The organism is Hamadaea tsunoensis DSM 44101, assembly GCF_000428945.1.
Classification (GTDB): Bacteria; Actinomycetota; Actinomycetes; order Mycobacteriales; family Micromonosporaceae; genus Hamadaea; species Hamadaea tsunoensis.
In genome coordinates, this window is record NZ_KE386821.1 from 32,487 (window position 1) to 59,214 (window position 26,728).

Here is a 26,728-nt window from a genome sequence, read left to right on the forward strand (position 1 = left end):
TGAGCGCGTGCGCCGACTCTCCGTTCTCGCCGCCGCGACACTGGTCGTGGCCCTCGTGCCGGCCGTGCCCGCCCACGCGGCCGGCGCCGTCGCCTACATCTCGGGTACCACCTTGTACTATGTGGACACTCCAGGGGCGTTCAGCACGCGCCTGATCGTGCGTTCCAGCGGGTCCACCTACACGCTGGACGCCGACCACTACGTCCTGGCGAGTACCGGCTGCGCCTATCCGGTGCCCACGGACACGACACTGGTGGCCTGCACGGGCACGATCGACACCGCCACGATCAAGATGGACGGCGGCGACGACCTCGCCGACTTCTACCCCTCGACCACCGCGATCGTGTCGCGCATCTACGGCGGCTCGGGCAACGACCAGCTGCTCGGCGCGGACGGTACGGACTACCTGTACGGCGAGGCGGGCAACGACTACCTCGACGGCTACGACGGGATGGACTGGCTCGCCGGCGGATCCGGCACCGACCAGCTGTTCGGCGGCGCGGGCTGGGGCGACATGGCCAGCTACGCCGACCACACCGCGGACGTCAACATCAGCATCGACGCGGCCACCGGCAACGACGGCGCGGCGGGCGAGGGCGACACGATCGGCACCGACGTCGAGATGCTCGAAGGCGGCTCCGGCAACGACAAGCTGGTCGGCAGCGACGACGACAACATCCTGCGCGGCTGCGGCGGCAACGACGTGCTCTACGGCCGGGGCGGATCCGATGCCCTGTACGGCGACGGCGACGGCGAGTACGGCGAGGACGGCCACGACAACGACCGGTGGAACGGCTGCACGATCGCCGCCATCGGGGCCGACTACTTCTCCGGCGGCGCCGGCCATGACATGGTCGGCTACCACCTGCACACCGCCGCCGTGCACGCCGACCTCGACGGGGCGACCGGCGACGACGGCGGCGCTGGTGAGGGCGACACGATCGCGTCCGATGTGGAGGACATCGCCGGCGGCTACGGCGACGACGTGCTCATCGGCGACGCGGGGCCGAACATTCTCAACGGCGGCCCCGGCAACGACCAGGTCTACGGTCTCGCGGGCGACGACTGGCTGGTCGGCGAGGGCGGCGACGACAAGCTCTACGCGGCCGCGGGCGCGGACTCGATCACCGGCGGGGCCGGCTCCGACCTGTGCGACCTCGGCGGGGACGGCCTCAGCACGGAAGAGTGCGAGGTCGTCCTCCCGTGACGGTCACTCGTCGCTGAGCTCCGCGAGCTGTTCGGCGGCGGCCTGGTTGCCCTGGGCGGCCAGCCGCCGCAACTCGTCGAGGTCGCCGAGCTCCGCCGCGGTCTCGATGAGCTGGTCGGTGGCGGTGGCGTTGCCCCGGTCGGCCAGGCGCCGCAGCTCGTCGAGGTCGCCGAGTTCGGTGGCGAGCTCGATGAGCTGGTCGGTGGCGGCCGCGTTGCCGAGGTCGGCCAGGCGCCGCAGCTCGTCCAGGTCGCCGGTCTCGGTCGCCAGCTCGATGAGCTGGTCGACGGCGTCGCCGTCGCCGCGGTCGGCCCGCTCGCGCAGCATGGTCAGTTCGTCGCTCACAGGTTCCCCTTCACGTCCCCGGAATTCTCGCACACATGTTCGTCCGGCGGAACGAGGGCGGCGGCGAGTCGGGCGGCGCGGTGCGCGTACGCGGCCCAGTCGGCGGGGGTGGCGGTCAGGTGCGGGTGGGCGCCGCGCTCCGACACCCGCCGCTGCGTCCACTGCCGTATCCGTCCATTCCGGACGGTCAGCGTCACCAGGACGCCGCCGTCCCAGCCGCAGGCCGTGAAGTCGCCGGCCGCGCCCGTCACCCGCTGCGGCTGCGTGATCCAGTCCAGCGCGGCGATCTCCTCCTGCACCTCGGCCGCCAGCTCGTACGCGAGGTTGCCGGCGGCCCGGTCGCGGACGCGTACCAGGTCGGCGTGGGCGGCCGACACCGCGCCGGGATCCCGGGTCAGGACTGCCGTCAGCTCGGCGGCCAGCCGGGACCGGTCGGCCGGCCCGACCCCGCGCTGATCCGCCATGGCCGCCTCCGCGCCGGACAGCCGATCCGCGGTGTACGCGAGCGGGCGTACCCGGTGCAGTCCGGACAGTGCCTGGCGTACGCGCTGGCTGCCCAGGTAGGGGCCGAACTCGGTGACGCCCGGCGGCACGGGTTCGGCGGCGTACGCGAGCCGCGGTCCGGGCCGGCCGGGGCGGGTGTCCAGCCGGATGAGCACAGGCGTCTCCATGCCACCGGGTACGCGGTTCCACCGGGGCATCGACGCCTCCAGCAGATTGCGTTCGAGCCAGGTCGCCTCGTGCACGGAGTCGCAGGCGACGGCCTCGATGCGGGTGACGGCGGCGACCATCGGCCGCAGATGCCGCCGGTCCCCGAGATCGGACCAGTACGAGCCGACGCGGGAGCGCAGCTGGGTCGCGCGGCCGAGGTAGAGCACGCGGCCCCGGGCGTCGCGGAACCGGTAGACGCCGGGGTCGCCGGGCAGCTGCCGGACCATGCGCCGGATCTCGGGAGTCACGCCCCGAGTATGCGCCTGGTCCGGCAGCCGTCCCGTCAGCCGATGAGGATCCGCAGCGTACCGGCCATCTCCGGGCCGTCGTAGCCGCTGACGAGGCCGATCGCGCGGACCGGCCCGAGCTCCCGGCGGTCCTGCTCGGTCAGCAGGGTACGCAGATCGGCGTACGCGGCCATCTGCACCGTGGCCGGCGGCGTGGCGAGAGCGGCCTGGAAGTCCGGACTGGACGCGAGGGTGCCGCTGCCCGCCGCGTACCCCGGGCTGGTGATCCTGACCGTGGTGCCGTCGATCGTGACCTGGGGTGCGGGGCCGCCGCCCGCGGCCTCGGCCTTGAGCTCGTCGTAGCCGGGGTCGCCGGGCTTGAGGCCGAGCTCCTCGGGCGACATGCCGAGGTCGGCGCCGGTGAACATGCTCGGCAGATCCGCGAGCGCCTGGGCGTCGGCGGCGGTGGCGACGGTGAGCGTGACCGAGTACGCGGGCTGCTCGCCGAGCTTGCTGACTGCGGCGGTCGCCGTGCCGTTGGACAGCGCGTCGATCATCGGGTTGAGCTGCGCGAACGGGTCGCCGTAACCGCCGCCGCGCTCCATCAGATCCATGAGCCGGATCATCTCGGCGTCGGTCGGCTCGTCCTTGGCCATGAGCTTCGCCAGCTCCTCCTGCTCGGCCTTGGTCAGCGGGGTCTTCGTCCCGGAACCGGAGGTCGTGCCCGCACCGGTGGAGCCGGTGCCGAGGCCCGTGAGGCCGCTGAACATCGGGCTGTTCTTCAGGTCGGGCAGCGCGGCGGCGACGGCCAGACCCGATCCGCCCGGCTGGGCGCCGAGCTTCGCGACGGCGTCGGCGATCGCCGGCTGCTTGCCGTCGCCCTGCTTGCCGTCGCCGGTGTACCCGAACGTGTGGTAGCGGGTCTCGATCCCGAAGTCGGTCGCGCGTACGCCGACCGCGATCGTGCCGGTCATCTTCGGCAGGTCGGCGGGCAGGGGGACGTCGCCATCGGAGGCTCCGTCACCGGGAGCGTAGTCACCGGGAGCGTCGTCACCGGAAGGGTCGTCAGCAGTGGTGTCGTCGACCGTCGCCTTGTCGAGAGCATCCATGGCGTCCGGGAACCCGGCGAGGTCGGCCCACAGCACCGCCACATTGTCCGCGCCGAGCCAGGTGCGGGCCGCCGCGTACCGGTCCGATGCGATGAGCGGGTGCTGGTGCGCCTCGGCGGCGGCGGCCTTCGCCGTCTCCGCGCCGTGCGCGGCACCGACCGCGATCAGCGCCACCCCGTCCTCGACCACGAAACCGACCGACGTGTCCTTCGCGTCGGCCGCGATGCGGGTCAGCGCGTCCCGCGCGGTCTTGTCGTCCCGGGTGGCGGCGGCGATCAGCAGGTACTGCTGCCCGTCGTGCGGCCAGACCGCCGCGCTGACGCGTACGCCGACCCAGCGGGCGAGATCCTGGCGCGCGTCCACGTCGGGCAGGTCGGCCTGCTGCAGGAGGTTCTCGACGACCTTCTGGGCGCTGTCCGGATCGGCCCCGGCCTGGGGGAACCTGCGGGCCAGGTTCAGCAGCTTCGCCTGCTGGCCGACGCCCGGCTTCAGGTCCACCGCGGCGTACGCGACGACCGACGCCGGGATCCGCCCGCCGGGCTGGGCGCCACCGGTCAGGAACTGATAACCGGCGTACGCGGCGATCCCGGCGACGAGCACGACGGCGACGGCGGCCGAGGAGAGGATCAGGGCCAGCCGGCGCTTGCGGGGCGGCCCGGCCTCGGCCTCGGGTGTCGCGGCGGCGGCGATGGCGGTCTCGTCGAGTTCCACGAGCGCCGGTTCGATCGGATCGGGGTCAGTCACCAGGGGCCTTTCGTTGAACAGGGGGCGCGCCCACGGGGGAGCGCGGCGAGGACGCTACAAGATCCCTTGATCACCGGTGTGTTCCAGGCCGGATCGGCCGAACGCCGGGCGGGCGGCGCCGTTCGGGGTACACCGAGCGCGGCTGCCGGGTGTTCATCGTCCGGCTCGGGGGTATCAGCAGGTCATGAATGGCAGCAAACTTCTCTACCGGCCGGTCGGTCTCGTCGGCGGCCTGGTGGCCGGCGCCATGGCCGGCTGGGCGTTCAAGCGGCTGTGGCGGACCCTGTCCGACGAGGACGACACCCCGGACGCGATCGACCGGGACCGCGGCTGGACGGAGATCCTGATCGCGGCGACCATCGAGGGCGCGATCTTCGGCGTGGTGCGGGCGGCGGTGGACCGTGCCAGTGCCACCGGGGTCTCCCGGCTGACCGGCCGCTGGCCGGACTAGTCGAGCTCTATGCGCGCCGGCGGCCGACCTCACGGTCCGGCCGCCGGCGGATGCACTCGGGTCCCAACCGCCCATACACGCGGACCGCCGCGTCGGACGGTCATCGGCTGACCGTCCTCGGCGGCGGACGCGCGGGCTGCGGCGGCCCGATCGGTGAAGATGCCGGGACCGTGCCGACCCCTTGAGCAGCTCGGCCCCGGAACCGGGTTGGCCGTTCTGGCTACGGCGGGACCCCGGTCCGCGTCGGCCCGCGCGCCGTTGCGCCGCCGACGGGCAGGGGATACCCGGCGTCACAAGGGTCAAACAGTGCGCCATGGCAGAAAATGTGCCAGACTCCCGGGCCCCCGCCCGGGTGAGGAATCCGCGAAGATCACGGGCATGAGTGTCCTACGCCTGCCCGACGGCCGCCGGCTCGGCTGGGAGGAGTCCGGCGACCCGGCCGGTACGCCTTTCCTGTTCCTGCACGGCACACCGCAGACCCGGCGGGCCCGGCCGGCCGACGAGGAGCTGGCCGGCGTACGCCTGATCGCGTTCGACCGGCCCGGCTACGGCGAATCCGATCCGGACCCCCGCCAGCGCCTGACCTCCGTGGCCCGCGACGCCGGCAACCTGGCGAAAGCCTGCGGGTTGGACCGGTTCGGCGTGGCCGGCTTCTCCGGCGGTGCCGCGTACGCGCTGGCCTGCGGAGCGGTCCTCGGCGACCGGGTCACCCGCGTGGTGGCCGCGGCGTTGACCGGCCCCGGCGACGAGCTCGGTACGCTGTCCACACAGGAGCGTCATGACCTGCGCCGGATGCGCCTGATTCCCGGCCGGGGCCGGAAGATCGTGACCGCCGCCGCGTCGGCGTACTGCCGGGAGAAAGACGGCGAGCAGTTCCCGGCCGGGCTGGCCGGCGACTGGCTGGCGACCGACGTCCGCCGGTGGCGGTTCCGGCTCGCCGACGTCCGGCCGCCGGTGCTCATCTGGGCCGGCGGCCAGGATCCCGGCCGGGCGGTGGCGGACGCGCCCCTGGTCGCCGCCCGGATCCCGCACGCCCGGGTACGCGTCGACGTGACCGCGAGCCACGAACCACCCGCCGGCGTCTGGCGGGAACTGTTCCAGGCCGCGGAACAGTAGGCGCCCCGGTCAGCCGAACTTCTTCCACTGGCCTTCGGAGATCACCTCGACGGCACCGTCGACGACCTTGATGGCGGTCTGCTCGTCGATGGCGTACGCCGGGGCGCCGAGGTCGGCGGCCCACCGCTCCGCGTCCGCCATGGTGTTCGTGGGGAACGCCTCCAGGTGCGGGAAGATCGAGAAGTCGACGACGCCCAGGGTGCGGTCGTCCGGCGCGGACGGCCACTCGACGAAGAGCGGGCCGATCCGGGGTGTCATCACCATGCTTCCGGCGCTCACCCCCACCCAGACCTTGTCGGGCAGGGACGGCAGCAGGTCGGCCAGGCCGGACTCGCGCATCCAGTGACACAGGAACGTCGCGTCGCCGCCGTCGACCAGGAGCACGTCGGCCTCCCTGACCCAGGGGACCCACCGCTGCGCGCCGATCGTGGGCAGCGCGGTGAGTTCGAGGACACCGAGCGACGCCCAGCCGAGCCCGGAGAAGTGCCGGAAGTCGGGCTCGGCGGCGATGAGCCCCCGGATCGAGGCCGGGCCGCACATCGGGTGGCCCCACTGCGCGGTCGGGACCACGAGGGCGTGGCTCTCGGCGATCGGCTTGCCGAGCATCTCCACGAGCGCGGAGTTGATACTGGGGTTGGTGACGCCGCCGGACGTCAGCAAGAGCTTCAAGATTCCTCCACATCGGACTGAATGGGTACGCGGCGGCTCAGCGGTGCCGGCCGTAGTGCAGTTCGAGGATCCCGCTGGGCTTGGCGGTGCTGTCGAGGAGATCGAGCCGGTAACCCTTGGGCATGTCGTCGAACATCAGGGTGCCCTGGCTGGTGATGTACGGGTACATGCTGATGCGGAATTCGTCGATCAGGTCGAGGCGCATGAGCGACCGCCAGAGGCGGACGCCGCCCCAGACCAGGATGTGGCCGTCGCCGCCGAGCCGCAACCGGTCGATCTCCTCGGCCGTGTCGCCGGACGCGATGCTGGTGCCGGACCAGTCGGCGGTGGTCATCGTGCGGGAGAAGACGACCTTGCGGCCGGCGTTCATGATGGCGGACCACGGGTGATCGGTCTTCGTCGGCAGTGCCCCCGCCATGCCCTCGTACGCGACGCGGCCCATCACGTGCGCGGACGCGTCGCCCAGCAGGGCGAGCGTCTCGTCGTCGGCGTCCGGGCCGCCCTGCTCGTCGAGTTCGCTGAAGGCGAAGTCCCAGAAGTCGGTGGCCGGGTCGGCGAGCAGACCGTTGAGCGAATAGTTGAACACGAGCGCGACGACTTTGCGCATGGTCAGGGCTCCTTGGTATCGATGTGCCCGGATGCCGTGTCCCGCAGGTACCGGGTGAGGCTGTCCAGCAGTTCCTCGGTGCCGCCCACACGCAGCGCCGGAGCGTGGACCCCGTCGATGCCGTCGAGATAGGTGCCCTGCTCGGTCCAGATCACCGTGGTGCCGCCCGCGCTCTTCACCAGCTCGATGGTGGCGATCGACACCGAGATCCGTACGCCGTCGGCGTACATCTCGTAGCTGTAGACGATCCGCTGATCGGGCACGATGTCGTAGTACAGCGCGTCGGAGCGGTAGGTCGTGTCGCGGCGCATGACGGTGAACCGCTCGCGCCCGCCGGGGCGGAAGTCGAACTCCTCGATGTCGTCCGAGGGCTTCACCTCGCTCGTCGCTCCCCATTCGTTCTTCGCCTCGACGGAGGCGAACGCGGCGAACACCCGCGAGGGCGTGGCCGGGTAGGTCCGTTCGAGCGAGAACGTGTCGTGGATGACGGAACGATCGGTCATGGCTTCTCCATCGGTCGCTGCCGGTCTTCCGGGTCGGCGGCGGTGTCGGGCCGGTCCGCGGTCTCCGCCAGGTAGTCGCCGAGCCGGTCCAGGTTGCGCTCGACCATCGTGCGCCGCTCGGCGATCCAGCCTTCCGCGGAACGCAGCACGGTGGTGTTGATGCTGCAGGTACGGGTGCGGCCGAGCTTGCTCGACCGGATCAGGCCGCTGGCCTCGAGTACCTGCACATGCTGCAGGACGGCGGTCAGCGACATGTTCAGCGGCTTGCTCAGCTCGCTCACCGACGCCGGGCCCCGGCTGAGCCGCTCGACCATGTGCCGTCGCCCCGGGTCGGCCAGTGCCTGGAAGACCCGGTCCAGATCCGGCGCATAGTGAAGCATGCGCTTGAGTATCATCGGCGTACGCTCGATAGTCAAGCAACTGGTTCAGTATGCGCCGGACCTGGACCAGAGGCGACGCGTGAGGACGGCTGCGCGTACGCGGGACGGGTCTCGGTCAGTAGGGTTCGGGGATGCCGGACTTCGCCGCCGCCCTGACCTCGCGAACCCTCGTCCTCGACGGCGGCCTGTCGAATCAGCTGGCGTCCCAGGGCCACGACCTCTCCGATGCGCTCTGGTCGGCCCGCCTCCTGCGGGATGATCCGGCGGCGATCGTGCGGGCGCATCTCGCGTACTTCATGGCGGGGGCGAGCGTCGCGATCACCGCGAGTTATCAGGCCACGCGGGAGGGGTTCGAGCGGTTCGGGATCGGGGAGCGGGAGACGGCCGTGTTGCTGGCGCGCAGCGTGGCGCTGGCGCGGGAGGCGGCCGAGCGGGCGGCGGCGCTGGGGGTGACGCGGCCGCTGTTCGTGGCGGCGTCGGTCGGGCCGTACGGCGCGATGCTCGCCGACGGATCCGAGTACCGGGGCCGGTACGGGCTGAGTGTCGCGGCGCTGGCGGGCTTTCACCGCTGGCGGATGGAGGTGCTCGCCGCCGCCGAGCCCGATGTGCTGGCCATCGAGACGATTCCCGACGCGGACGAGGCGCAGGCGCTCGTCGCGATCGTTGCCGACCTCGGTACGCCGGCCTGGCTCACCTACAGCGCCGCCGGTACGGCCACCCGCGCGGGGCAGCCGCTGACGGAGGCGTTCGCGCTGGTCGAGGGGGTCGGTTCGATCGTGGGGACGGGTGTCAACTGCTGCGTGCCGCGGGACGCCGACCGGGCCGTGGCGCTCGCGGCGGCGACGGGGAAGCCGGTGGTGGTCTATCCGAACAGCGGCGAGGACTGGGACGCCGAGACCAGGAGCTGGCGGGGTGCGGCGACGTTCACGCCGGAGCGGGTGGCAGGCTGGCGGGCGGCGGGTGCGCGGCTGGTGGGCGGGTGCTGCCGGGTGGGGCCGGACCAGATCCGGCTGATCGCGGACGCGGTCGGCGACCTGGACCCGCCGCCGCCCGCGCCGCCGGAGGAGCCGGGCACGCCGCCGGGGAAGGACTGAGATGCACAGCTGGCACAGCTGGCTCACCGGTCTGCTGATCGCCGTCGGGATGGTGATCCTGTCCTGGGGGCTGCTGATCGTCCTGGCCCGCCGGCTGCCGCCGGGCATCCTGCGCGACCTGGCCGCGTTCATCCCGGACTGCGTGACCACGGTCCGCCGGTTGCGGAAGGATCCGCGGGTACCACGGCGGGCGAAGATCGCGATCGTGTTCGCGGGGATCTGGGTGGCCAGCCCGATCGACCTGATCCCCGAGTTCATCCCCGTCATCGGTCCGCTCGACGACATCGTCGTAGTCGCCCTCTGCCTGCGGTACGCCGGCCGCCAGGTCCCGCGCGAGGTGCTGCTCGCGGCCTGGCCGGGCGAACCGCGCCTGCTCGAACGGCTGCTGGGCCCCCGTCGGCAGGACGCTCCGCCACCGTAATCCGACTCACCCGTGCGGGGTGAGGAAACACGCCCTTCCGCCAGCCATGATCGGGCTGACGAGGGGTGGTGGGTCGTGGCTGTAGACAGCACTTCCGACGTGGGAACCATGACCGAGGACCCGGCGTACGGGCGCACGTACGCCGAGGTGGCCGCCGCGGCCGGGGTCGATCCGGCCCGGGGGCTGAGCGCGGCCGAGGCGCAGTCGCGGCTGGCGAAGTTCGGGCCGAACCGGCTGGCGAGTGGCAAGAAGGAGTCCGCGCTGGCCGCGTTCCTGCGGCAGTACCGCGACTTCATGCAGATCATCCTGCTGGCCGCCGCGGTCGTGAACCTGATCGTGACGAAGAGCTGGTCCACGACGATCGTGCTGGCCGGCCTGACCGTGTTCAACGCCGTCATCGGGCTGCGCCAGGAGGCCAAGGCCGAGGAGAGCGTACGCGCGCTGCAGCAGATGATGAAGACGATCGCCCGGGTACGCCGTGACGGCCAGCCGGTCGAGATCGACGCCGACCAGCTGGTGCCCGGCGACGTGGTGCTGCTGGAGGCGGGCAACCGCGTACCGGCGGACGGCCGGATCGGGCTCGCCGCGACGCTGGAGATCGAGGAGGCCGCCCTGACCGGCGAGAGCCTCCCGGTCGGCAAGACGGTCAACCCGGTCAGCGGCGACGAGGTGGCGCTGGGCGACCGGACGTGCATGGCGTACATGAACACGTCGGTGACCCGGGGCCGGGGCGAGCTGGTCGTGACGGCGACCGGCATGGGCACCGAGATCGGGCACATCGCGCACCTGCTGGCCGGCACCGAGCAGGACAAGACACCGCTGCAGAAGCAGCTGGACGGCCTGTCGAAGATCATCGCGACGATCGCGGCCGTGGCGCTGGTGTTCGTGGTCGTGCTGGGCCTGATCCGGGGGCAGTCGTTCAACACGCTGTTCATCACCGGTGTCGCGCTCGCCGTGGCAGCGATCCCGACCGGCCTGCCCGCCGTCGTGACGGCCCTGCTGTCCATCGGTACGCGTGACATCGCGGCCCGCAACGCCATCGTCAAGCGGCTGCCGGCGGTCGAGACGCTCGGCTCGACGTCGGTGATCTGCTCCGACAAGACCGGCACGCTCACGCTGAACAAGATGACCGCGCGCGAGCTGATCGTCCCCGGACAGCACCGGTTCACCGTCAGCGGCGAGGGCTACAGCACCGAAGGCAAGATCACGCACGTCGGCGGGGTGTCGGTGGACCTGGACGCGTACCTGCTGCCGATGGCCCTGTGCGCCGACGCCGTGCTGGACGGGGAGAGCCTGATCGGCGACCCGACCGAGGGCGCGCTGATCGTCCTCGCGGCCAAGGGCGGCCTCGACCTCACCGAGACCCGGGCCACCTACCCGCGTATCGCCGAGGTGCCGTTCGACTCCGACTACAAGTTCATGGCGACCTTCCACAACATGACCGACGAGGCCGGCCGGCCCGTCGTGCGCTGCTACGTCAAGGGCGCGCCGGACGTGCTCATCTCGCGGGCGGCGTACTTCCGTGACCCGTCGGGATCCGTCGTACCGGTCACCGACGCGAACCGGTCGCTCGCGGCCGACGCCAACGACCGCATCGCCGCCGCCGGCGAGCGCGTCATGGTGGTCGCCCAGCGCGACTTCGACCCGGCCGCGTTCGACCCGGCCGCCGACCACATCGAGGATGTACGCGACCTGACGCTGCTCGCGATGGTCGGCATCGTCGACCCGCCCCGGCCGGAGGCGAAGGCCGCGATCGCGGAGTGCCGCACGGCCGGGATCCGGGTCCGGATGATCACCGGTGACCACGCGACGACCGCGGCGGCCATCGCGGGGGAGCTCGGCATCGAGGGCCGGGCGCTGACCGGGGCGCAGTTCTCGGCCATGACGGACGAGCAGCTGCTGCGGGAGCTGCCGACGATCGGCGTGATCGCCCGCGTCGCCCCGGAGGACAAGCTCCGCCTGGTACGCCTGCTCAAGGAGAGCGGCAACGTCGTGGCGATGACCGGTGACGGGGTCAACGACGCGCCCGCGTTGAAGGCGGCCGACATCGGCGTCGCGATGGGCATCACCGGCACCGAGGTGTCGAAGGAGGCCGCCGTCATGATCCTGACGGACGACAACTTCGCCACCATCGTCGGCGCCGTCGAGTACGGCCGGTCGCTCTACGACAACCTGCTGAAGTACCTGCGGTTCCAGATGTCGACCCTGGTCGCGTACATCGCGATCTTCCTGGCCGCCGGGGTGCTCGACATCGCCGCGGGGCAGCCGCTGAACCCGCTGCAGATCCTGTGGCTGAACATGGTCATCGACATCCCGATCGCGATCGCGCTCGGCTTCGACAAGCCGACCGCCGGCCTCATGGACCGCCCGCCCCGCCCGGTCGGCGCGCCCGTGCTGTCCCGCGCGAACTGGATCCGGCTGTGCGTCCAGGGCGCCGTGATGACGATCGGGTCGCTGATCGCGTACCAGATCGGGCATGGGCAGGGCGGGCCGGTGCTCGGGGCGACCATGCTGCTGACCACGCTGTCGCTGTTCCACCTCGTCGGCGGCCTGCTGTCGCGCGACCAGGTCAACACGATCTTCGACCGGTCGGCTATCCCCGGCGCGCAGCAGCTGCGCCGCTACGGCATCGCGCTCGTCGCGATCATCGCCGTCACCGCGCTGGACATCCTCAACCGGATCTTCGGCACCGTCTCGCTGGGCGGCCGCGAGTGGCTGATCAGCATCGGCATCGCCGCGACGCTGCTGGTCGTCGAGGAACTCATCAAGGTCGTGATCCGGCGCGGCATCCGCCGGACCGCACCCGAACTCGCCGTCGTGACCGCCGGCCGCGCTCCGCGGGCCGTGTGAACCGACGCAACGCACAGGGGAGTACGTCGATGGCATTCAACCTCCGGGGCCGCAGCTTCCTCAAGGAACTCGACTTCACCCCGGCCGAGCTGCGCTACCTACTGCAACTGTCGGCCCAGCTCAAGGCGGCCAAGTACGCCGGCTACGAGCGCCCCGGCCTGGCCGGCAAGGAGATCGCGCTCATCTTCGAGAAGACCTCCACGCGTACGCGGACCGCCTTCGAGACCGCCGCGCACGACCAGGGCGCGACGGTGACCTACCTGGAGCCGACCGGTTCGCAGATCGGGCACAAGGAGTCCATGAAGGACACCGCCCGGGTGCTCGGCCGGACCTTCGACGCCATCGAGTACCGCGGCTCGGCCCAGTCGAACGTCGAGACACTCGCCGCGTACGCGGGCGTGCCGGTCTACAACGGGCTGACCAACGAGTTCCACCCGACCCAGATCCTCGCCGACATGCTCACGATGCAGGAGCACAGCAGCAAGCCGCTGAACGAGATCTCGTTCTGCTACCTCGGCGACGCCCGCAACAACATGGGCAACTCGCTGATGGTCGGCGCCTGCAAGTTCGGCATGGACGTACGCCTCTGCGCCCCGCAGCACCTGTGGCCGTCCGACGATCTGGTGAAGGCCAGCCGGGAGATCGCCGCGCAGACCGGTGCCCGGCTGACGCTGACCGAGGACATCGACGACGGCGTACGCGACGTCGACTACCTCTACACCGACGTGTGGGTGTCGATGGGCGAGCCGCACGAAGTGTGGGCGGAGCGCATCAAGCTGCTGCAGCCGTACCAGGTGAACGGCGGGGTGCTGCAGCGCACGGGCAATCCGCGGGTGAAGTTCATGCACTGCCTGCCGGCGTTCCACAACCGGGAGACCCAGGTCGGCGAGGAGATCTTCCAGGAGTTCGGCCTCGACGGGCTGGAGGTCACCGACGAGGTGTTCGAGTCGCCGAATTCGATCGTCTTCGACCAGGCGGAGAACCGGCTGCACACGATCAAGGCCGTGCTCGTCGCGACGCTGGGTGACTGACATGCCCGACCGCACCCGTGTCGTCGTCGCCCTCGGCGGCAACGCCCTGCTGCGGCGGGGCGAGCCGATGACCGCCGAGGCGCAGCGCGGCAACGTGCAGCAGGCGGCCCCGCTGCTGGCCGCCGTCGCGACCCGCCATCAGCTGATCGTGACGCACGGCAACGGCCCGCAGGTCGGGCTGCTGGCGCTGCAGGGCGCCGCCCACACCGGCAGCGATCCGTTCCCGCTGGACATGCTGGGCGCCGAGACCGAGGGCATGATCGGCTACGTCATCGAGCAGGAGCTGGGAAACCTGCTGCCGCCGGAGATCCCGTTCGCCACCGTCCTGACGATGATCGAGGTGGATCCGGCCGACCCCGCGTTCGCCGACCCGACGAAGTTCGTCGGCCCCGTGTACGACGAGGACCGGGCCCGCAAGGTGGCCGAGGAGAAGGGCTGGGCGGTCAAGCCCGACGGCCGGTACTGGCGGCGGGTGGTCCCGTCACCGGAGCCGAAGCGGATTTTCGAGATCCGGCCGATCCGCTGGCTGGTCGAGAAGGGCACCATCGTGATCTGCGCCGGCGGCGGGGGCGTGCCGACCATGTACGCGCCCGCCGCGACACCGGGCGGCCGGTCGCGGCTCGTCGGCGTCGAAGCTGTCATCGACAAGGACTTCGCGGGCGAGCTGCTGGCCAGGGAGATCGAGGCGGACCTGTTCGTCATGGCTACCGACGTCGACGCGGTCTACCTCGGCTGGGGTACGCCGCAGCAGCGCCGCCTGGACCGGGCGACCCCGGCCGAGCTGCGGGCCATGGATTTCGCGGCCGGGTCGATGGGCCCGAAGGTCGAGGCCGCCTGCCGGTTCGTCGAGCGGACCGGTCGCCGGGCGGCCATCGGCGGCCTCGCCGACATCGAACGGATCGTCGACGGCACCGCCGGTACGCAGATCGTCACGTGATGAGCGCACAACGGGGGTTGTGATGGAGAGATTCGGCGTTCACTCGGAGGTCGGCACCCTGCGCAAGGTCATGGTGCACCGGCCGGACCTCAGCCTGAAACGGCTGACACCGTCCAATCACGACGAACTGCTCTTCGACGACGTGCTGTGGGTCGAGCGGGCCCAGTACGAGCACGACCAGTTCGTGGCGAGGATGCGCGAACGCGGCGTCGAGGTGTTCCTGCTGCAGGACCTGCTGGGCGAGACGCTGGCGGCCCGCGACGAGACCCGGCTGCGGATGATCGAGCTGGTGGCCTCCGAGTACACCGTCGGCCTGTCCCTGGTCGACGAGGTACGCGCCGTCTTGGAGCAGCTGAAACCGGCGGACCTGGCCAAGCATCTGATCGGCGGCCTCACCGTCGCCGAGGCCGGCCTGGACGTCGGCCGGCTGACGGGCGGCTCGCTGCCGGCCGCGGCGATGGACGACACGAGCATGTTCGTGCTGCCGCCGCTGCCCAACAGCCTGTTCACCCGCGACTCGTCGTGCTGGATCTACGGCGGGGTGGCGATCAACCCGATGTACTGGCCGGCCCGGCGGCTGGAGGCGTACAACGTGGCGGCGATCTACCGGTCGCATCCGATGTTCGCCGACGCGGAGTTCTCGTTCTGGTACCCGCAACTGCGTGACGACGGCCGGTTCGCGATCGAGGACTTCGGCCGCTCGGCGCTGGAGGGCGGCGACGTCCAGCCGATCGGCAACGGCACGGTGCTCATCGGGCTGAGCGAGCGTACGCAGGCCCGCATGATCGAGCAGGTGGCGCGGTCGCTGTTCGACGCCGGCGCCGCCGAGCGCGTGATCGCGGTCGTGATGACCAAGGACCGCGCGCACATGCACCTCGACACGGTGTTCACCATGCTCGACCGGGACGCCGTGACGCTCTACCCGAAGGTGATCGACAACGTCCGGGCGATCAGCCTGCGCCCCGGCTCCGGCTCGGGGAAGTTCCACGTCACCGTCGAGGACGGGCTGCTTCCGGCGGTCGCCGACGCGATGGGCGTGGACCGGCTGCGCGTAGTGGAGACCGGCGGGGACGCGTACCAGCAGGAACGGGAGCAGTGGGACGACGGCAACAACGTCGTCGCCCTCGCGCCGGGCGTCGTGGTCGCGTACGAGCGCAACACCCACACGATCGCCAAGATGCGCGCGGCCGGCATCGAGGTCATCACGATCGAGGGTTTCGAGTTGGGCAAGGGCCGCGGCGGCGGGCACTGCATGACCTGCCCGCTGTTGCGCGACCCGCTCTGACCCGGCGTACGCGGAGAGGTGGCCCGGATGTACAGGTGGATCATCGCCGCCGTGGTGGCTTTCGCGATCATCGCTCTGATCGCGTACGCCCGGGGGCCGCGCCATCACCACGGCGACGAGGTGGGCTCGTTGCCCTCGCCCGTGCCGGTGGTGAGCGTCGGTGCCTGACCAGGCAGCTCCGGCACCACCCAGGCCGCCGACGCTGCTGGACGCGCTGCTGCCGGTGATCGTCCTGATCGGAATGCTGATCCTGACGATCGCGATGTTCGGCGTCGGCGCGACCGACGGCCCGCTGCAGGTCGCGCTGCTGCTGAGCGCGGCGTTCGCGAGCCTGATGGCGCTCAAGAACGGCCACACGGTGGCGGCCGTCGCCGACGCCGCGATCGGCGGGGTGAGCTCGGCTCTCGGCGCGATCTTCATCCTGCTCGCGGTCGGCGCGCTCATCGGCACCTGGAACATGGCGGGCACGATCCCGACCGTCGTCGACTACGGCATCCGGCTGATGACCCCGGCCTGGTTCTTCTTCGCGACCGCCCTGGTCTGCGCGCTCGTCGGCATGGTGACCGGCAGTTCGTGGACGACCAGCGGTACGCTCGGCGTCGCGTTCGTCGGCATGGCCTCGGTCATGGGGCTGTCGACGGCGATCGCGGCGGGCGCGGTGATCTGCGGGTCGTACTTCGGCGACAAGATGACGCCGCTGTCCGAGACCACCATCCTCGTGCCGAAACTGGTCGGCCGGGGGCTGACGACCGGCGCGCACATCCGCAACATGGCCTGGACGTCCGTCCCGGCGCTGGGGATCAGCCTGGTGCTGTTCCTGATCATCGGATTCACCAGCAGCCCCGAGGCGGAGATCTCCACGCAGGCCGCCGTCGACGCACTGGGCTCGGCGTACAACGTGGGAATCGTCAGCCTGATCCCGTTGCTGTTGCTGATCGTCTTCGCCGCGGTACGCGTACCGCCGTTCCTGGCGATCCTCGGCTCGGCCGTGTCGGCGGCGGTGCTCGCCCCGTTCACCCAGCCCGAGGCGGTCAAGGCGTTCGTGGACGATCCGGGGCTCGGCGGTCTGGCCACGGCCGTCAAGGCGGGCTTCGCCGCGATGGCGACGGGCTTCGTCAGCAATTCCGGAGTGGCCCCGATCGACCAGCTGTTCTCCCGGGGTGGCATGGCCAGCCTGCTGTCCACGGTATGGCTGATCCTCGGCGCGCTGTCGTTCGCCGCGATCATGGAGCACGCCGGCTTCCTGCAGCGGCTGCTGCAGCCGATCGTGTCCCGCGCCCGCAAGCGCGGCTCGCTGATCCTGGCCGTCAACGCCAGCGGCATAGGTCTCAACGTGATCGCCGGTGACCAGTACGTCGCCGACGTGCTGCCCGCCCGCATGTATCGCAACGAGTTCGCCCAGCGCGGGCTCGCCCCGCAGGTCCTGTCCCGGGCGGTCGAGGACTCCGGCACGGTCACCTCGGTCCTCGTGCCGTGGAACACCTGCGGCGCGTACATCTCCGGCGTTCTCGGCGTACCGACCGTGAGTTACCTGCCGTTCTGCTTCTTCAACATCCTCAGCCCGATCCTCGACGTCCTGTACGGCTACATCGGGTTCAAGGTCCCGACCGTCCCGCCCGAACCGACCGCCGGTCGCGAGGACCCGGCCGGTCCCCAGGCCGCCGGCGGCCGACCGGCCACAGCGAGGTGAGTCGAATGACGACGAGCACGGCGAAGCCCTCCGGGGCGAAACCCGGCGGGTCGCGGTTCACGCTGCCGTCGGCGTACACGATCCTGTTCGGGCTGATCGTGATCATGGCGATCGCCACCTGGATCATCCCGGCCGGCACCTACGACCTCGACAAGACCGGCAACCCGGTGCCCGGCACCTACCACGAGGTCGCCTCCAGCCCGCAGCGCATCATCGTGGACTCGCTGCTCGCGCCGATCAACGGCCTCTACGGCATCGAGGACGCCAAGGGCACGATCAGCTTCTACAACACCGGTACGCTGTTCGGCGCCATCGACGTGGCACTGTTCATCCTGGTCATCGGCGGCTTCCTGGGCATCACCCTGCAGACGGGCGCGATCCAGGCCGGCATCTCCCGCCTGGTACGCAAGCTGCGCGGCCGGGAGAAATGGATGATCCCGATCCTCATGTCGGTGTTCGCCCTGGGCGGGTCGACCTTCGGCATGGCCGAGGAGAGCCTGGCCTTCTACGCCCTGGTGATCACCGTGATCATCGCGGCGGGCTACGACACGATGACGGCTGCCGCGATCGTGCTGCTGGGCTGCGGGATCGGCGTCCTCGGTTCGACGATCAACCCGTTCGCGACCGGCATCGCCAGCGGATTCGCCGGCATCCCGATCAGCGACGGCATCGTGCTGCGGCTGATCATTCTGCTGGTCAGCCTGGCCGTCGGCATCTTCTTCGTCATGCGGTACGCCGAACGCGTCCGCCGGGACCCGGCGAAGTCGATCGTGTTCGACCTGAAGGCCGACAACGACAAGCACTTCCGCCTGGAAGAGCAGGGCGACGGTGACGGCGGGGCGGCCGTGATGACGGGCCGGCAGAAGGTGATCCTGGTGCTGTTCGCGCTCGCCTTCGCCGTGATGATGTACGCCGTCATCCCGTGGTCGGACATGGGCATCGGGCTGCCCACGCTCTGGTGGTGGTTCCCGGAGATGACCGGCTCCTTCCTGCTGTTCTCGATCGTCATCGGACTGGTCGGCGGCATGAAGGAGGGCAAACTCACCGACTCCTTCGTGAACGGCGCCAAGGACCTGCTCGGCGTGGCCCTCATCATCGGCATCGCCCGGGGCATCACGGTCGTGATGACCAACGGCCAGATCACCGACACCGTCCTGCACTGGGCGGAGACCGCGTTGGGCGACGTCGGCGAGGCGGGCTTCTCGATCGTGATGTACCTGCTGTTCCTGCCGCTGTCGTTCCTGATCCCGTCGTCGTCCGGCCTCGCCACCGTGGCCATGCCGATCATGGCGCCGCTCGCCGGGTTCCTGCACGTGCCGCCGGCGCTGGTCGTCACGGCGTACCAGAGCGCTTCGGGGTTGATGAACCTGTTCATCCCGACCTCGGCGGTGGTCATGGGCGGGCTGGCCATCGCCCGGGTGCCCTACGGGCGCTACCTGCGCTGGGTCTGGCCGCTGCTGGCGATCCTCGCCGCGATCACCATCGTCTGCCTGGCCGTGGCCGCGCTCGCATGACGGGCCCTGGCGTGATCTTCACCCGGAGCGGGTGAGGTGGCGGCCGGTCGGCGCTGACACCGTGAACTGTAGGCATTCGTGCAGCATGAGGAGGGTGAGCGCCATGGATTGGTCGTTCGGCGATGTCTTCTGGTCGATGATGGTTTTCTTCTTCTGGGTCGTCTACTTCTGGATGTTCATCTCGATCTTCGCCGACATCTTCAGGCGCGAAGACCTGTCGGGCTGGGCCAAGGCGGGCTGGATCTTCCTGATCATCATCCTGCCCTTCATCGGCATCCTGCTCTACGTGATCATCCGGCCGAAGATGACCGCGCAGGACAAGCGGATGCTCACCGAGGTCGAGGAGCGCCAGAAGCGCGCCTCCGGGTACTCCGCCGCCGACGAGATCGCCAAGCTGAGCAAGCTGCGCGACGAGGGCACGATCACGGCCGACGAGTTCGACTCGCTCAAGCGCCGCGCTCTGGCCTGACCCGCGCGGGCGCGCCGTCCTGCGACGAAGGGCTCCCATGGCGAGCGTCTACACCATGATCGCGCTGGCCGCGCTGCTCATCCTGTGGGCGCTCGTCTCGGCCCGGGCGGCGCGCCTGAGCCTCGGCGTACCGCTCGTGCTCATGGTCGCCGGCGCGCTGATCGCCGGCAACGACCGCGACAACGCCGTCGTCGGCGAGCACGCGGCCACCGTCCGGCACCTGCTGGAGGCGACCCTCGCGGTCGTGCTGTTCACCGACGCGACCGAGGTCCCCCTGCGCGACCTGCGCAGATCCGGGCACCTGCCGGCCCGGCTGCTGCTGGTGGCGTTCCCGCTCACCGTGGCGGCCGGGTACGTCGCCGGGCGGCTGCTCTTCCCGGCGGCCAACGGCTGGCTGCTGGCGATGATCGCGGCCGCGCTCGCCGCGTGCGACTCCAGCCTGGCCGGCGCGCTCGTCGGGGACGACCGCGTACCCGCGCGGCTGCGTACCGCCCTCAACGTCGAGAGCGGCTTCACCGACGGTCTCGCCACGCCGCCGGTCCTGCTGTTCCTCGCCGCCGCCCTGGCCGGCGGCTACGACGAGACCTCCGGCAGCCTCCTCGGCCGTACGCTGACCGGCCTGCTCATCGCCGTCCCCGCCGGGGCGGCCGTCGGCTTCGCCACCGGCAAGCTGCTGAGCATCACGCGTACGCACGGCTGGAGCACGCCGCGATCGGAGCGCCTGGCCTATCTGAGCGTGGCCGCACTCGCCTTCGGCACGGCGTACCTGCTGCACGGCAACGGACTGGTCGCGGCGTTCGTGGCGGGCCTGAGCGTACGCGCCGCCGACCCGGACCTGCCCGAGGACCAGACGCAGCTGTGCCATGACGTGGTCCTGCTGCTGTCAGCCGGGGTCTGGTTCGCCTTCGGCTCCACACTGCCCCATGCGCTGAGGGATCTGAGCTGGGCCGTGCTCGCGTACGCGGTGCTGAGCCTGACCCTGGTGCGCTTCCTCCCGGTGTCGCTGAGCCTGATCGGGTCGCAGCTGCCCGGGCGTGAACGGGTCCTGCTGGGCTGGATGGGACCCAGTGGCCTGCCGAGCGTGATCCTCGGCCTGATCGCGCTCGAACAGCTCACCGGCGACGCGGCGCGGCTGGTGGCGGCGCTGCTCGCGGCGACGGTGGTCCTGAGCGTGGTGCTGCACGGCCTGTCGGCGAAGCCGATGGCCGACCGGCTCGGCGCGCCTCACACCAAGGGCAGGCTGTAGGTGCGCTCCTGGCCGAAGGAGAGGAAGCCGAGGCGGCGCAGGATCGGCGAGCTGGTCGCGACGCGGCCCTGGGTGAGCGCCATCGTGGCGCCATGCCCGGCGGCGTAGGCGAGCCGGGCGGCGACCATCGCCCGGTAGACACCCCGGCCGCGGTACTCCTCCAGCACCGCGCCGCCCCACAGCCGGGCCACGCCATCGACAATCTTGATGCCCGCGACCGCGACGGGCGTCCCCTCCAGGTACGCGACGACGAGACCACCGGTTCCGGCGGCGACCGTCTCCCGGTCGGCGGCGGCCCGCCGGGCGAGAACCTTCTCATCGGGAGTGCCGCCGCCGCCGAAGACCGTGCGCGCGACGGTGCTGGCATCGCGGGCCACGTCCAGCTCGGTACGCCACCGCAGGTCCAGGCCGGGAACATCCGGCGTCGTGACGTCGGCGGGTACGCGCAGAGCGAGGACATCGGCCGTGTCGACGAGTTCGGCACCGCGATCGAGCAACGCGTCGTCGAACCCGTCGGGAGCGCTCAGCCGCACGTAGACCTGCACCTCCGGCAGGCCGAACCGGGCCGCCCGATCAACGATGTCGATGAGGACGTCCCGGGCGGGCCGGGAGGTGCGCACCCATTGCAGATTCAGCGGATCGCTGAACTGGTCCGGGTAGCGGACCAGGCGGTACTCCGCGGTTTCGACGACCTCGGACCCTTCCGGCTCCAAGACCCAGGCTTCATTGGCCGCGGCTACTGTCGCAAGATCGAGTTCGCCCATGGGCCGAGGCTACCCCATTGCCGGCAGGTCGGCCGGTACGCGACAACCTGATGATCGTTCGCGCCTCTGTCGTCATCGGGGGACCGCCGCTTGATCGGACAGGCCGCCCTATCCGCGGCGCAGATGGCCGAGGGCGGCTTCCAATGCTTGCCGCCCAACGGTTTCGGCGTCGCCGTCCGCGCTCTCGGTGAGGGCGCCGCTGAGCCAGAGGCTCGCGAACCCGTGCGCGGTCGACCATGCGGCCAGCGTGACCGCCCGTTGCTGCTGCGGTGTGGGGGCCAGGCCGCGCGAGCCGGCCAGCAGGATCTGCCGGGCGCGTTCGCGGGCGGCGACCACCTCGGGATCCTCGGTCCGGTACAGCTCGGGCCGGAACATGACCTCGAAATAGGCCCGGTGGCTCACCGCGAACCGGATGTAGGCGACCCCGACCTCGAAGAAGTCGTCCACGACCGCCTCCAGTTCGTCGGCGAAGAGTGCGAACCCCTCCGCGGCGATGGCGGTGAGCAGTCCGGTCTTGTCGCCGAAATGGTGCACCGGTGCGGTGTGGGAGACCCCGGCGCGGCGGGACAGCTCGCGCAGGCTCCAGTTGGCCGGCCCGGACTCCTCGGTCGCGGCGAGCGCGGCTTCGAGGATCTCCCTGCGCAGGTTGCCGTGGTGGTACATCGTTCCTCTCTTCCTGCCGGGAAGCGCCGGTTCTCCTGTCGGGCCGTGCCGGGCGATTCCACAGCCGACAGTACGCATGTGACCGCCGACACCGAATCTTACCATTGACAAGATTCGGTGCCGCGAGCAATCTTACCAGTGACAAGATTGGAGGCCGGAGATGGCTCCGTTGATCGCCCTGATCGGTGGCTTCGCACTGCTGCGCCTGCTCGGCGTCGCCGGGGTGGACGCGCTCGACGCCTGGCAGCCCGCGCTGCGCGGCGGACTCGCGCTCATGTTCGTCACCACCGGCATTCCGCACTTCCTGCCCGGCTGGCGCCGCGACATGGCCGCCATGATCCCGCCGGCCCTGCCGCGTCCCGAACTGCTGGTGCTGCTCACCGGCGTCCTGGAACTGGCCGGCGCGGTCGGCCTGCTGATCGCGCCGCTCGCCCCGGCGGCCGCGATCTGCCTGGCGCTGCTCATGCTGGCGATGTTCCCGGCGAACGTGTCGGCGGCCCGCCGCGGGCTGTCGCTCGGCGGGAAGCCGGTCACGCCCCTGCCGTTGCGTACGCTGCTGCAGGTCGTCTTCATCGCCGCGGCGGTCGCGGCGGCCGTGTGACCCGTGCCGTCCAGAGCACGACAGCCTCGCCGGTTCCGCCGGCGAGGCTGCCTGCTGGGCGGGCCCATGCGAACAGCTTCACGATGCTGCTTCGAGGACGAAGTCCGCGTACCCGTCCGGGATCGGTACGCCTCGCGACAGCATCCAATGGAGACGGCTCGTACCCGTCAGCGCCACGGTCGTCCGGTAGCCGAGCCGGACGGCCGCCGCGTTTTCGGGGTGTGCCGAGAGGTAGTCCGCGACCGGATCCGTCAACGTGCTCAGGGCGAGGTGGGCGAGGTCCGCTCCGATCGGGCTGATGCCCAGCGTCGCCCAGTCGAGGACCACGGTGTCCGGGCCCGCGGCGACCAGCTGTCCGATGTGGAAGTCGCCGTGGCTGAGGACGCCGGGCGCGTCGAGCGGCGGTTCGGGCTCCACATCGCCAACCTGTACGGGGGACCCGGCCGGAAGATCACCATCGGCCGACGTAACCTACTGCGGGTCGAGGCACCACCCTCCCCTCTGGACTTCGAGGAGTCGCGTTGATCCGTGCGGGAATCATGCTGGCCGGCCGGTACGAGATGGAGCAGCGCATCGCCAGCGGCGGCATGGGCGAGGTGTGGCGCGCCTTCGACCGCGTACTGGGCCGGACGGTGGCGGTGAAGTGCCTGCTGTCCAGCTCGGCCGACGAGCCGGAGTTCGTGCAGCGCTTCCGCGACGAGGCCCGGATCATGGCCACCGTCAGCCATCCCGGCGTGGTCGAGGTGTACGACTTCGGCGACGACCCGGTGGTCGGCGTCTACCTCGTCATGAAGTTCATCGAGGGGGAGTCGCTGGCGCGGGCGCTGTCCAGGCTCGGCCGGCTGAGTCCCGAGGCGACGATGCGGCTGGTCGCCGAGGCGGCCGAGGCGCTGCACGCGGCGCACCTGCGGGGCGTCACGCATCGCGACGTCAAGCCCGGCAATCTCCTGCTACGGCCCGACGGCAGCGCCGTGCTCACCGACTTCGGCATCGCGCGCTCCGCCGGCACGCCCGGCCACACCATGACCGGTTCGCTGATGGGCACGGCCGAGTATCTCGCGCCCGAGCGCGCGCACAACCTGCCGGCCACCGCCCAGTCCGACATCTACTCGCTGGGCGTGGTCGCGTACCGGTGCCTGGCCGGGCGGTTGCCGTTCGCCGGCGACAACATGATCGCGCTCGCACTGCGCCACCTGCAGGATGACCCGCCGCCGCTGCCCGCCGACGTTCCCCCTCGCGTACGCGGAATCGTGCAGCGGGCGATGGCGAAGGACCCCGCGGCGCGGTGGGCGACGGCGGCCGAGCTCGCCCTGGACGCCCGGCAGGCACTCGGGCCGGAGGAGCCGGCGACGGTACGCGTTGCCGCGCCACCCGCACCCGTGCCGCCGAAGCGCCGGCGGAAGCTGTGGATCCCCGTGGCCGCGGTGCTGCTCGTCGCCGTCGCGGCAGCGGGGGCGATCGTGCTGAGCCAGCGTGGCGCCCCGCAGTCGCAGTCCACGAAGGACGATCCGGCGGCCGCGATCCTCCCGTCGGACGGCGCCGTACGCGCGACCGAGATCCAGGCCGGCGCGTCGCAACCCGGGCCGCAGGTGAGCCGCTCGGTTCCGGCGACGGTGCCCAGCATCGCGGTGCCCTCCACCGGAACCGGCGCGTCGGCGAAGCCGGGCGCTCAGGTCCCCGCGGCGCCGAAGAACCTGACGGCGACGGCGACCGGCCCGAACACGATACGGCTGCGCTGGGCGCATGGCTCGGCCGACGAGAGCGGCTTCACCGTCATCAACGGATCCACGTCGAAGAACGTGCGCGCCGGCGCGACCACGTTCGACTGGACCGGCCTGCGGCCCGCGAGCTACTCCTGTTTCAAGGTACGCGCGTACAACGCGGCCGGCGCGTCGGCGTACACACCGGCCGGGCAGATGGACTGGGTGTGCGCGACGACGCTGGACGGCTCCGGACCGGCGGCTCCGAGCGGCCTGTTCGCCACCATGACCGCGGTGGCGACCGACAGCTACGCCATTCGCCTCGCGTGGACGGACAACTCGACCGACGAGGACGGGTTCACCGTCATCAACGGATCGGCGTCGCGCGACGTCCCCGCGGGGACGACGACCTACAGCTGGGGTGGCCTCGCGCCGGGCACCTACATGTGCTTCAAGGTGCGGGCCTTCAACGCCGCCGGGGTGTCGGCGTACTTCCCGTCGGCGCAGTCCGACTGGGTATGCGTCACGACCCCGTCGTCCTGAGGATCCGGTTGCGTTCCGATCGGAGGTGCGGGCCCGGACCGGTGTCCAGGCCCGCACGGCGAGACGATCAGCTGACCGTCGCGGGCTGGGCGGACAGGATCACCTGCGACCACCCGCTCCCGTCGACCGCTCCCATTCCCGCGAGGTCCGCCCCGTTGAGGTCGTACGGGCCGGCGTCGACGTAGCGCCACAGCGACCCGTCGCTCTCGTGTCCGAAGTAGACGCCGCCGCCGGGGGACATGAGGCTGTCGAAGACCTGCCACGTGGAACTCTTCAAGGCCGCGCTGGTCCAATCGGCGGCGCCGCTGATCCGGTAGGACATCAGGCGTCCGTCGCTGACGGTGCCGAGGATCCAGTCGGGTCCGGTGGTGGTGAGGGTCTTGAGGGTGAAGCCGGAATCGATCACCAGTCGGCCGGTGATGTTGGCGATCGCAGGCTTTGTCGCGTTGACGGTGTAGCGGATGAGCACGCCGTCGGCGATGCCGAACAGGTGCCCGTTGCCGTCGTAGGCGAGCAGGTCGTGGGTCCAGCCGCCGCCGAGGTAGACGGGCGCGTTGAAGGTCAGCGACGTGTTGTTGGTGATGACGTCGATCCGGTAGAGGCTGCCGCCGGAGGTCGTGGCCAGGATCGTGTTGAAGTTGAGCGTGGCCATCGCCTTCGGCACGAAGCCGATGGAGGCGCCGGACACCACGGCCCCGTGCGTACGCGTACCGGATGCGGCGTCGACGGCCGTGTAGGTGAGCCGGCCGTCGGACAGGACGCCGTAGATCGACGCCGTGCCCTGCGGGCCGCCGCCCCACTGGCCGAAGTCCGCGGCGTGGGCCTCGTCGCGGTCGCAGCTCGCCCCGTCGACCGTGATGCCGTTGAGCGTCTGGCGCAGCTGGGCGCGGGCGTCCCAGCTGCCGCCCGACCAGGCGTACGTCTGCCAGCCCCAGGTGATCTTCCCGGCGTTGAACAGCCGGCTCGTGACGCCGTAGCCGCCGTAGACCCCGGTGCGACCGCGGCCGAGCACCGAGGCGACCCCGTCGAAGTACGCGTTGATGGCGGTCTGCTGCGAGGTCGAGGCGTCGAAGTCGACCGCGAAGTAGATCGGCCGGGTCGCGGGCATGCCGCAGGCGACGGCCTGGCGGTGGGCCTCGGTGGCGTCCGCCGCGCCGGCCGCGGAGCCGTCGAGGGCCCGCTGCGCGGTGGTCTCCCAGACGACGACGATGTCCAGGCCGGCGGCCCGCAGGGCGTCCGCCTCGGACTTCGTGAGGTTCTTGCTCGCGGAGTAGCTGAGGTAGCGGCACACGAACGAGTAGCCCGCGGCGGCGACCTGCCCGGGCCGCGGCCGGCCCGAAGAGTAGTCGATGCCCAGCCGCAGCGCGGCGGTGTCGGCGGCGGCCGGGCTGCCGAGCGTGAGTCCCGTGGCCGTGCCCAGCGCGGCCGTGCCGAGGGCGCCCAGCACCGCGCGGCGTGAGAGGTGCGTCATGGTCTGCTCCAGTCTTGTCGCGTACGCCGGTCAGCTGACGGTGCGGGGTTGCGCGGACAGGATGGCCTGAGTCCAGCCGCTGTCGTCGACGGAACCCAGCCCGTCGAGGTCGGAGCCGTTGAGGTCGAAGGGGTTCCCGTCGACGTAACGCCACAGGGAGCCGTCGGACTCGTGTCCGAAGTAGACGCCGCCGCCGGGGGACATGAGGCTGTCGAACACCTGCCACGTCGACGTACGCAGAGCCGCGCTCGTCCACGCCCCGGCCCCGGTGACGTGGTAGGACAGCAGGCGTCCGTCGCTGACGGTGCCGAGGATCCAGTCGGGTCCGGTGGTGGTGAGGGTCTTGAGGGTGAAGCCGGAATCGATCACCAGTCGGCCGG

The 26,728-nt window shown here is 71.0% G+C and carries 27 protein-coding genes and 1 pseudogene; 16 read left to right on the top strand and 12 right to left on the bottom strand.

Translation table 11 applies throughout. From position 1 onward, the window contains the following. Nucleotides 1-7: 7 nt before the first annotated feature. Nucleotides 8-1,207 carry a calcium-binding protein gene (locus G401_RS53895; RefSeq protein WP_027346774.1) on the top strand — a complete coding sequence of 400 codons (1,200 nt, stop codon included), beginning with the start codon at nt 8-10 and terminating at the stop codon, nt 1,205-1,207. A 3-nt stretch (nt 1,208-1,210) separates the two neighbouring features. On the opposite strand, the gene G401_RS0139185 is transcribed toward G401_RS53895, so the two are convergent. The 3 genes from G401_RS0139185 to G401_RS0139195 are packed head-to-tail and all read right to left on the bottom strand — an operon-like array spanning nt 1,211 to nt 4,343. Further along, nucleotides 1,211-1,552, bottom strand: coding sequence for a hypothetical protein (locus G401_RS0139185; RefSeq protein ID WP_211240964.1), 342 nt, complete (start codon nt 1,550-1,552; stop codon nt 1,211-1,213). Beyond that, nucleotides 1,549-2,511: a hypothetical protein gene (locus G401_RS0139190; RefSeq protein WP_027346776.1), complete on the bottom strand. Its 963-nt coding sequence runs from the start codon at nt 2,509-2,511 to the stop codon at nt 1,549-1,551. The genes G401_RS0139185 and G401_RS0139190 overlap by 4 nt, the downstream gene beginning before the upstream one ends. Nucleotides 2,512-2,546: 35 nt before the next feature. Next, complete coding sequence (locus G401_RS0139195) at nt 2,547-4,343, bottom strand: hypothetical protein (RefSeq protein WP_027346777.1); 1,797 nt, start codon at nt 4,341-4,343, stop codon at nt 2,547-2,549. A 184-nt stretch (nt 4,344-4,527) separates the two neighbouring features. Between G401_RS0139195 and G401_RS0139200 the strand changes: the two genes are divergently transcribed. Both G401_RS0139200 and G401_RS53900 read left to right on the top strand, forming a co-directional pair. After that, nucleotides 4,528-4,794, top strand: a complete 267-nt coding sequence (locus tag G401_RS0139200; RefSeq protein ID WP_027346778.1) for a DUF4235 domain-containing protein — start codon at nt 4,528-4,530, stop codon at nt 4,792-4,794. A 378-nt stretch (nt 4,795-5,172) separates the two neighbouring features. After that, entirely contained in the window at nt 5,173-5,910 is a 738-nt protein-coding gene (locus G401_RS53900; RefSeq protein WP_027346779.1) for an alpha/beta fold hydrolase, read from the top strand. A 9-nt stretch (nt 5,911-5,919) separates the two neighbouring features. Here G401_RS53900 and G401_RS0139210 read toward each other — a convergent pair whose 3' ends face one another. Genes G401_RS0139210 through G401_RS0139225 form a run of 4 tightly spaced genes read right to left on the bottom strand, consistent with a single transcriptional unit; the run spans nt 5,920 to nt 8,069 of the window. After that, nucleotides 5,920-6,579 carry a Type 1 glutamine amidotransferase-like domain-containing protein gene (locus G401_RS0139210; RefSeq protein ID WP_027346780.1) on the bottom strand — a complete coding sequence of 220 codons (660 nt, stop codon included), beginning with the start codon at nt 6,577-6,579 and terminating at the stop codon, nt 5,920-5,922. Nucleotides 6,580-6,616: 37 nt separating this feature from the next. Beyond that, nucleotides 6,617-7,186: a dihydrofolate reductase family protein gene (locus G401_RS0139215; protein WP_027346781.1), complete on the bottom strand. Its 570-nt coding sequence runs from the start codon at nt 7,184-7,186 to the stop codon at nt 6,617-6,619. 2 nt (nt 7,187-7,188) lie between these two features. Next, nucleotides 7,189-7,689 carry an SRPBCC domain-containing protein gene (locus G401_RS0139220; RefSeq protein ID WP_027346782.1) on the bottom strand — a complete coding sequence of 167 codons (501 nt, stop codon included), beginning with the start codon at nt 7,687-7,689 and terminating at the stop codon, nt 7,189-7,191. After that, nucleotides 7,686-8,069 carry an ArsR/SmtB family transcription factor gene (locus tag G401_RS0139225; protein ID WP_027346783.1) on the bottom strand — a complete coding sequence of 128 codons (384 nt, stop codon included), beginning with the start codon at nt 8,067-8,069 and terminating at the stop codon, nt 7,686-7,688. The genes G401_RS0139220 and G401_RS0139225 overlap by 4 nt, the downstream gene beginning before the upstream one ends. A gap of 131 nt (nt 8,070-8,200) precedes the next feature. Between G401_RS0139225 and mmuM the strand changes: the two genes are divergently transcribed. The 11 genes from mmuM (at nt 8,201) to G401_RS51510 (ending at nt 20,606) form a co-directional block, all read left to right on the top strand. Further along, on the top strand, nt 8,201-9,163 hold the full coding sequence (mmuM, locus tag G401_RS51500; RefSeq protein ID WP_084558103.1) for a homocysteine S-methyltransferase: 963 nt from the start codon (nt 8,201-8,203) through the stop codon (nt 9,161-9,163). A gap of 1 nt (nt 9,164) precedes the next feature. After that, nucleotides 9,165-9,584: a YkvA family protein gene (locus tag G401_RS58545; RefSeq protein ID WP_027346784.1), complete on the top strand. Its 420-nt coding sequence runs from the start codon at nt 9,165-9,167 to the stop codon at nt 9,582-9,584. A 108-nt stretch (nt 9,585-9,692) separates the two neighbouring features. Further along, a complete protein-coding gene (locus G401_RS0139240; protein ID WP_027346785.1) occupies nt 9,693-12,434 on the top strand; it encodes a cation-translocating P-type ATPase in 2,742 nt (913 codons plus the stop codon). A gap of 29 nt (nt 12,435-12,463) precedes the next feature. Then, a complete protein-coding gene (gene argF / locus G401_RS0139245; RefSeq protein WP_027346786.1) occupies nt 12,464-13,465 on the top strand; it encodes an ornithine carbamoyltransferase in 1,002 nt (333 codons plus the stop codon). Nucleotide 13,466: 1 nt separating this feature from the next. After that, the gene (gene arcC, locus G401_RS0139250) at nt 13,467-14,402 is read left to right on the top strand and encodes a carbamate kinase (RefSeq protein ID WP_034594516.1); all 936 of its coding nucleotides are present in this window, start codon (nt 13,467-13,469) and stop codon (nt 14,400-14,402) included. Between the two features lie 22 nt (nt 14,403-14,424). Further along, the gene (locus G401_RS0139255; protein ID WP_027346788.1) at nt 14,425-15,687 is read left to right on the top strand and encodes an arginine deiminase; all 1,263 of its coding nucleotides are present in this window, start codon (nt 14,425-14,427) and stop codon (nt 15,685-15,687) included. A gap of 27 nt (nt 15,688-15,714) precedes the next feature. Further along, nucleotides 15,715-15,855: a hypothetical protein gene (locus G401_RS56515; RefSeq protein ID WP_157546793.1), complete on the top strand. Its 141-nt coding sequence runs from the start codon at nt 15,715-15,717 to the stop codon at nt 15,853-15,855. Beyond that, nucleotides 15,848-17,377: a Na+/H+ antiporter NhaC family protein gene (locus G401_RS51505; protein ID WP_051367920.1), complete on the top strand. Its 1,530-nt coding sequence runs from the start codon at nt 15,848-15,850 to the stop codon at nt 17,375-17,377. The genes G401_RS56515 and G401_RS51505 overlap by 8 nt, the downstream gene beginning before the upstream one ends. Before the next feature lie 5 nt (nt 17,378-17,382). Beyond that, nucleotides 17,383-18,891 (top strand): YfcC family protein, encoded by a 1,509-nt coding sequence (locus G401_RS0139270; protein ID WP_027346789.1) that lies wholly within the window; start codon nt 17,383-17,385, stop codon nt 18,889-18,891. A gap of 103 nt (nt 18,892-18,994) precedes the next feature. Next, entirely contained in the window at nt 18,995-19,360 is a 366-nt protein-coding gene (locus G401_RS0139280) for an SHOCT domain-containing protein (protein WP_034594518.1), read from the top strand. A 37-nt stretch (nt 19,361-19,397) separates the two neighbouring features. Then, nucleotides 19,398-20,606: a cation:proton antiporter domain-containing protein gene (locus G401_RS51510; protein ID WP_051367921.1), complete on the top strand. Its 1,209-nt coding sequence runs from the start codon at nt 19,398-19,400 to the stop codon at nt 20,604-20,606. On the opposite strand, the gene G401_RS0139290 is transcribed toward G401_RS51510, so the two are convergent. Further along, a complete protein-coding gene (locus tag G401_RS0139290) occupies nt 20,585-21,370 on the bottom strand; it encodes a GNAT family N-acetyltransferase (protein WP_027346791.1) in 786 nt (261 codons plus the stop codon). The genes G401_RS51510 and G401_RS0139290 overlap by 22 nt on opposite strands. 108 nt (nt 21,371-21,478) lie before the next feature. After that, nucleotides 21,479-22,033 carry a TetR/AcrR family transcriptional regulator gene (locus tag G401_RS51515; RefSeq protein WP_051367922.1) on the bottom strand — a complete coding sequence of 185 codons (555 nt, stop codon included), beginning with the start codon at nt 22,031-22,033 and terminating at the stop codon, nt 21,479-21,481. Nucleotides 22,034-22,193: 160 nt separating this feature from the next. Here G401_RS51515 and G401_RS0139300 point away from each other — a divergent pair, with 160 nt between their 5' ends. Beyond that, the gene (locus tag G401_RS0139300) at nt 22,194-22,634 is read left to right on the top strand and encodes a DoxX family protein (RefSeq protein WP_027346792.1); all 441 of its coding nucleotides are present in this window, start codon (nt 22,194-22,196) and stop codon (nt 22,632-22,634) included. A gap of 78 nt (nt 22,635-22,712) precedes the next feature. On the opposite strand, the gene G401_RS0139305 is transcribed toward G401_RS0139300, so the two are convergent. Continuing rightward, nucleotides 22,713-23,051: a phosphotransferase gene (locus G401_RS0139305; RefSeq protein WP_027346793.1), complete on the bottom strand. Its 339-nt coding sequence runs from the start codon at nt 23,049-23,051 to the stop codon at nt 22,713-22,715. 104 nt (nt 23,052-23,155) lie between these two features. Here G401_RS0139305 and G401_RS53905 point away from each other — a divergent pair, with 104 nt between their 5' ends. Beyond that, entirely contained in the window at nt 23,156-24,877 is a 1,722-nt protein-coding gene (locus G401_RS53905) for a protein kinase domain-containing protein (protein WP_084558104.1), read from the top strand. 67 nt (nt 24,878-24,944) lie between these two features. Here the strand turns inward: G401_RS53905 and G401_RS58115 are convergent, their stop codons facing one another. Next, nucleotides 24,945-26,348, bottom strand: coding sequence for a DUF1906 domain-containing protein (locus tag G401_RS58115; RefSeq protein ID WP_245602071.1), 1,404 nt, complete (start codon nt 26,346-26,348; stop codon nt 24,945-24,947). Nucleotides 26,349-26,378: 30 nt separating this feature from the next. Next, nucleotides 26,379-26,728 (bottom strand): annotated as a pseudogene (locus G401_RS51530) (hypothetical protein); the annotation flags it as partial.

What these genes read in the sequence shown, in the direction of transcription:
- G401_RS0139200 (WP_027346778.1), top strand. Translation starts at nt 4,528, where the DNA reads ATGAATGGCAGCAAACTTCTCTACCGGCCGGTCGGTCTCGTCGGCGGC.
- G401_RS53900 (WP_027346779.1), top strand. Translation starts at nt 5,173, where the DNA reads ATGAGTGTCCTACGCCTGCCCGACGGCCGCCGGCTCGGCTGGGAGGAG.
- G401_RS0139215 (WP_027346781.1), bottom strand. Translation starts at nt 7,186, where the DNA reads ATGCGCAAAGTCGTCGCGCTCGTGTTCAACTATTCGCTCAACGGTCTG.
- G401_RS0139220 (WP_027346782.1), bottom strand. Translation starts at nt 7,689, where the DNA reads ATGACCGATCGTTCCGTCATCCACGACACGTTCTCGCTCGAACGGACC.
- G401_RS0139225 (WP_027346783.1), bottom strand. Translation starts at nt 8,069, where the DNA reads ATGCTTCACTATGCGCCGGATCTGGACCGGGTCTTCCAGGCACTGGCC.
- mmuM (WP_084558103.1), top strand. Translation starts at nt 8,201, where the DNA reads ATGCCGGACTTCGCCGCCGCCCTGACCTCGCGAACCCTCGTCCTCGAC.
- G401_RS58545 (WP_027346784.1), top strand. Translation starts at nt 9,165, where the DNA reads ATGCACAGCTGGCACAGCTGGCTCACCGGTCTGCTGATCGCCGTCGGG.
- G401_RS0139240 (WP_027346785.1), top strand. Translation starts at nt 9,693, where the DNA reads ATGACCGAGGACCCGGCGTACGGGCGCACGTACGCCGAGGTGGCCGCC.
- argF (WP_027346786.1), top strand. Translation starts at nt 12,464, where the DNA reads ATGGCATTCAACCTCCGGGGCCGCAGCTTCCTCAAGGAACTCGACTTC.
- arcC (WP_034594516.1), top strand. Translation starts at nt 13,467, where the DNA reads ATGCCCGACCGCACCCGTGTCGTCGTCGCCCTCGGCGGCAACGCCCTG.
- G401_RS0139255 (WP_027346788.1), top strand. Translation starts at nt 14,425, where the DNA reads ATGGAGAGATTCGGCGTTCACTCGGAGGTCGGCACCCTGCGCAAGGTC.
- G401_RS56515 (WP_157546793.1), top strand. Translation starts at nt 15,715, where the DNA reads ATGTACAGGTGGATCATCGCCGCCGTGGTGGCTTTCGCGATCATCGCT.
- G401_RS0139270 (WP_027346789.1), top strand. Translation starts at nt 17,383, where the DNA reads ATGACGACGAGCACGGCGAAGCCCTCCGGGGCGAAACCCGGCGGGTCG.
- G401_RS0139280 (WP_034594518.1), top strand. Translation starts at nt 18,995, where the DNA reads ATGGATTGGTCGTTCGGCGATGTCTTCTGGTCGATGATGGTTTTCTTC.
- G401_RS51510 (WP_051367921.1), top strand. Translation starts at nt 19,398, where the DNA reads ATGGCGAGCGTCTACACCATGATCGCGCTGGCCGCGCTGCTCATCCTG.
- G401_RS0139290 (WP_027346791.1), bottom strand. Translation starts at nt 21,370, where the DNA reads ATGGGCGAACTCGATCTTGCGACAGTAGCCGCGGCCAATGAAGCCTGG.
- G401_RS51515 (WP_051367922.1), bottom strand. Translation starts at nt 22,033, where the DNA reads ATGTACCACCACGGCAACCTGCGCAGGGAGATCCTCGAAGCCGCGCTC.
- G401_RS0139300 (WP_027346792.1), top strand. Translation starts at nt 22,194, where the DNA reads ATGGCTCCGTTGATCGCCCTGATCGGTGGCTTCGCACTGCTGCGCCTG.
- G401_RS58115 (WP_245602071.1), bottom strand. Translation starts at nt 26,348, where the DNA reads ATGACGCACCTCTCACGCCGCGCGGTGCTGGGCGCCCTCGGCACGGCC.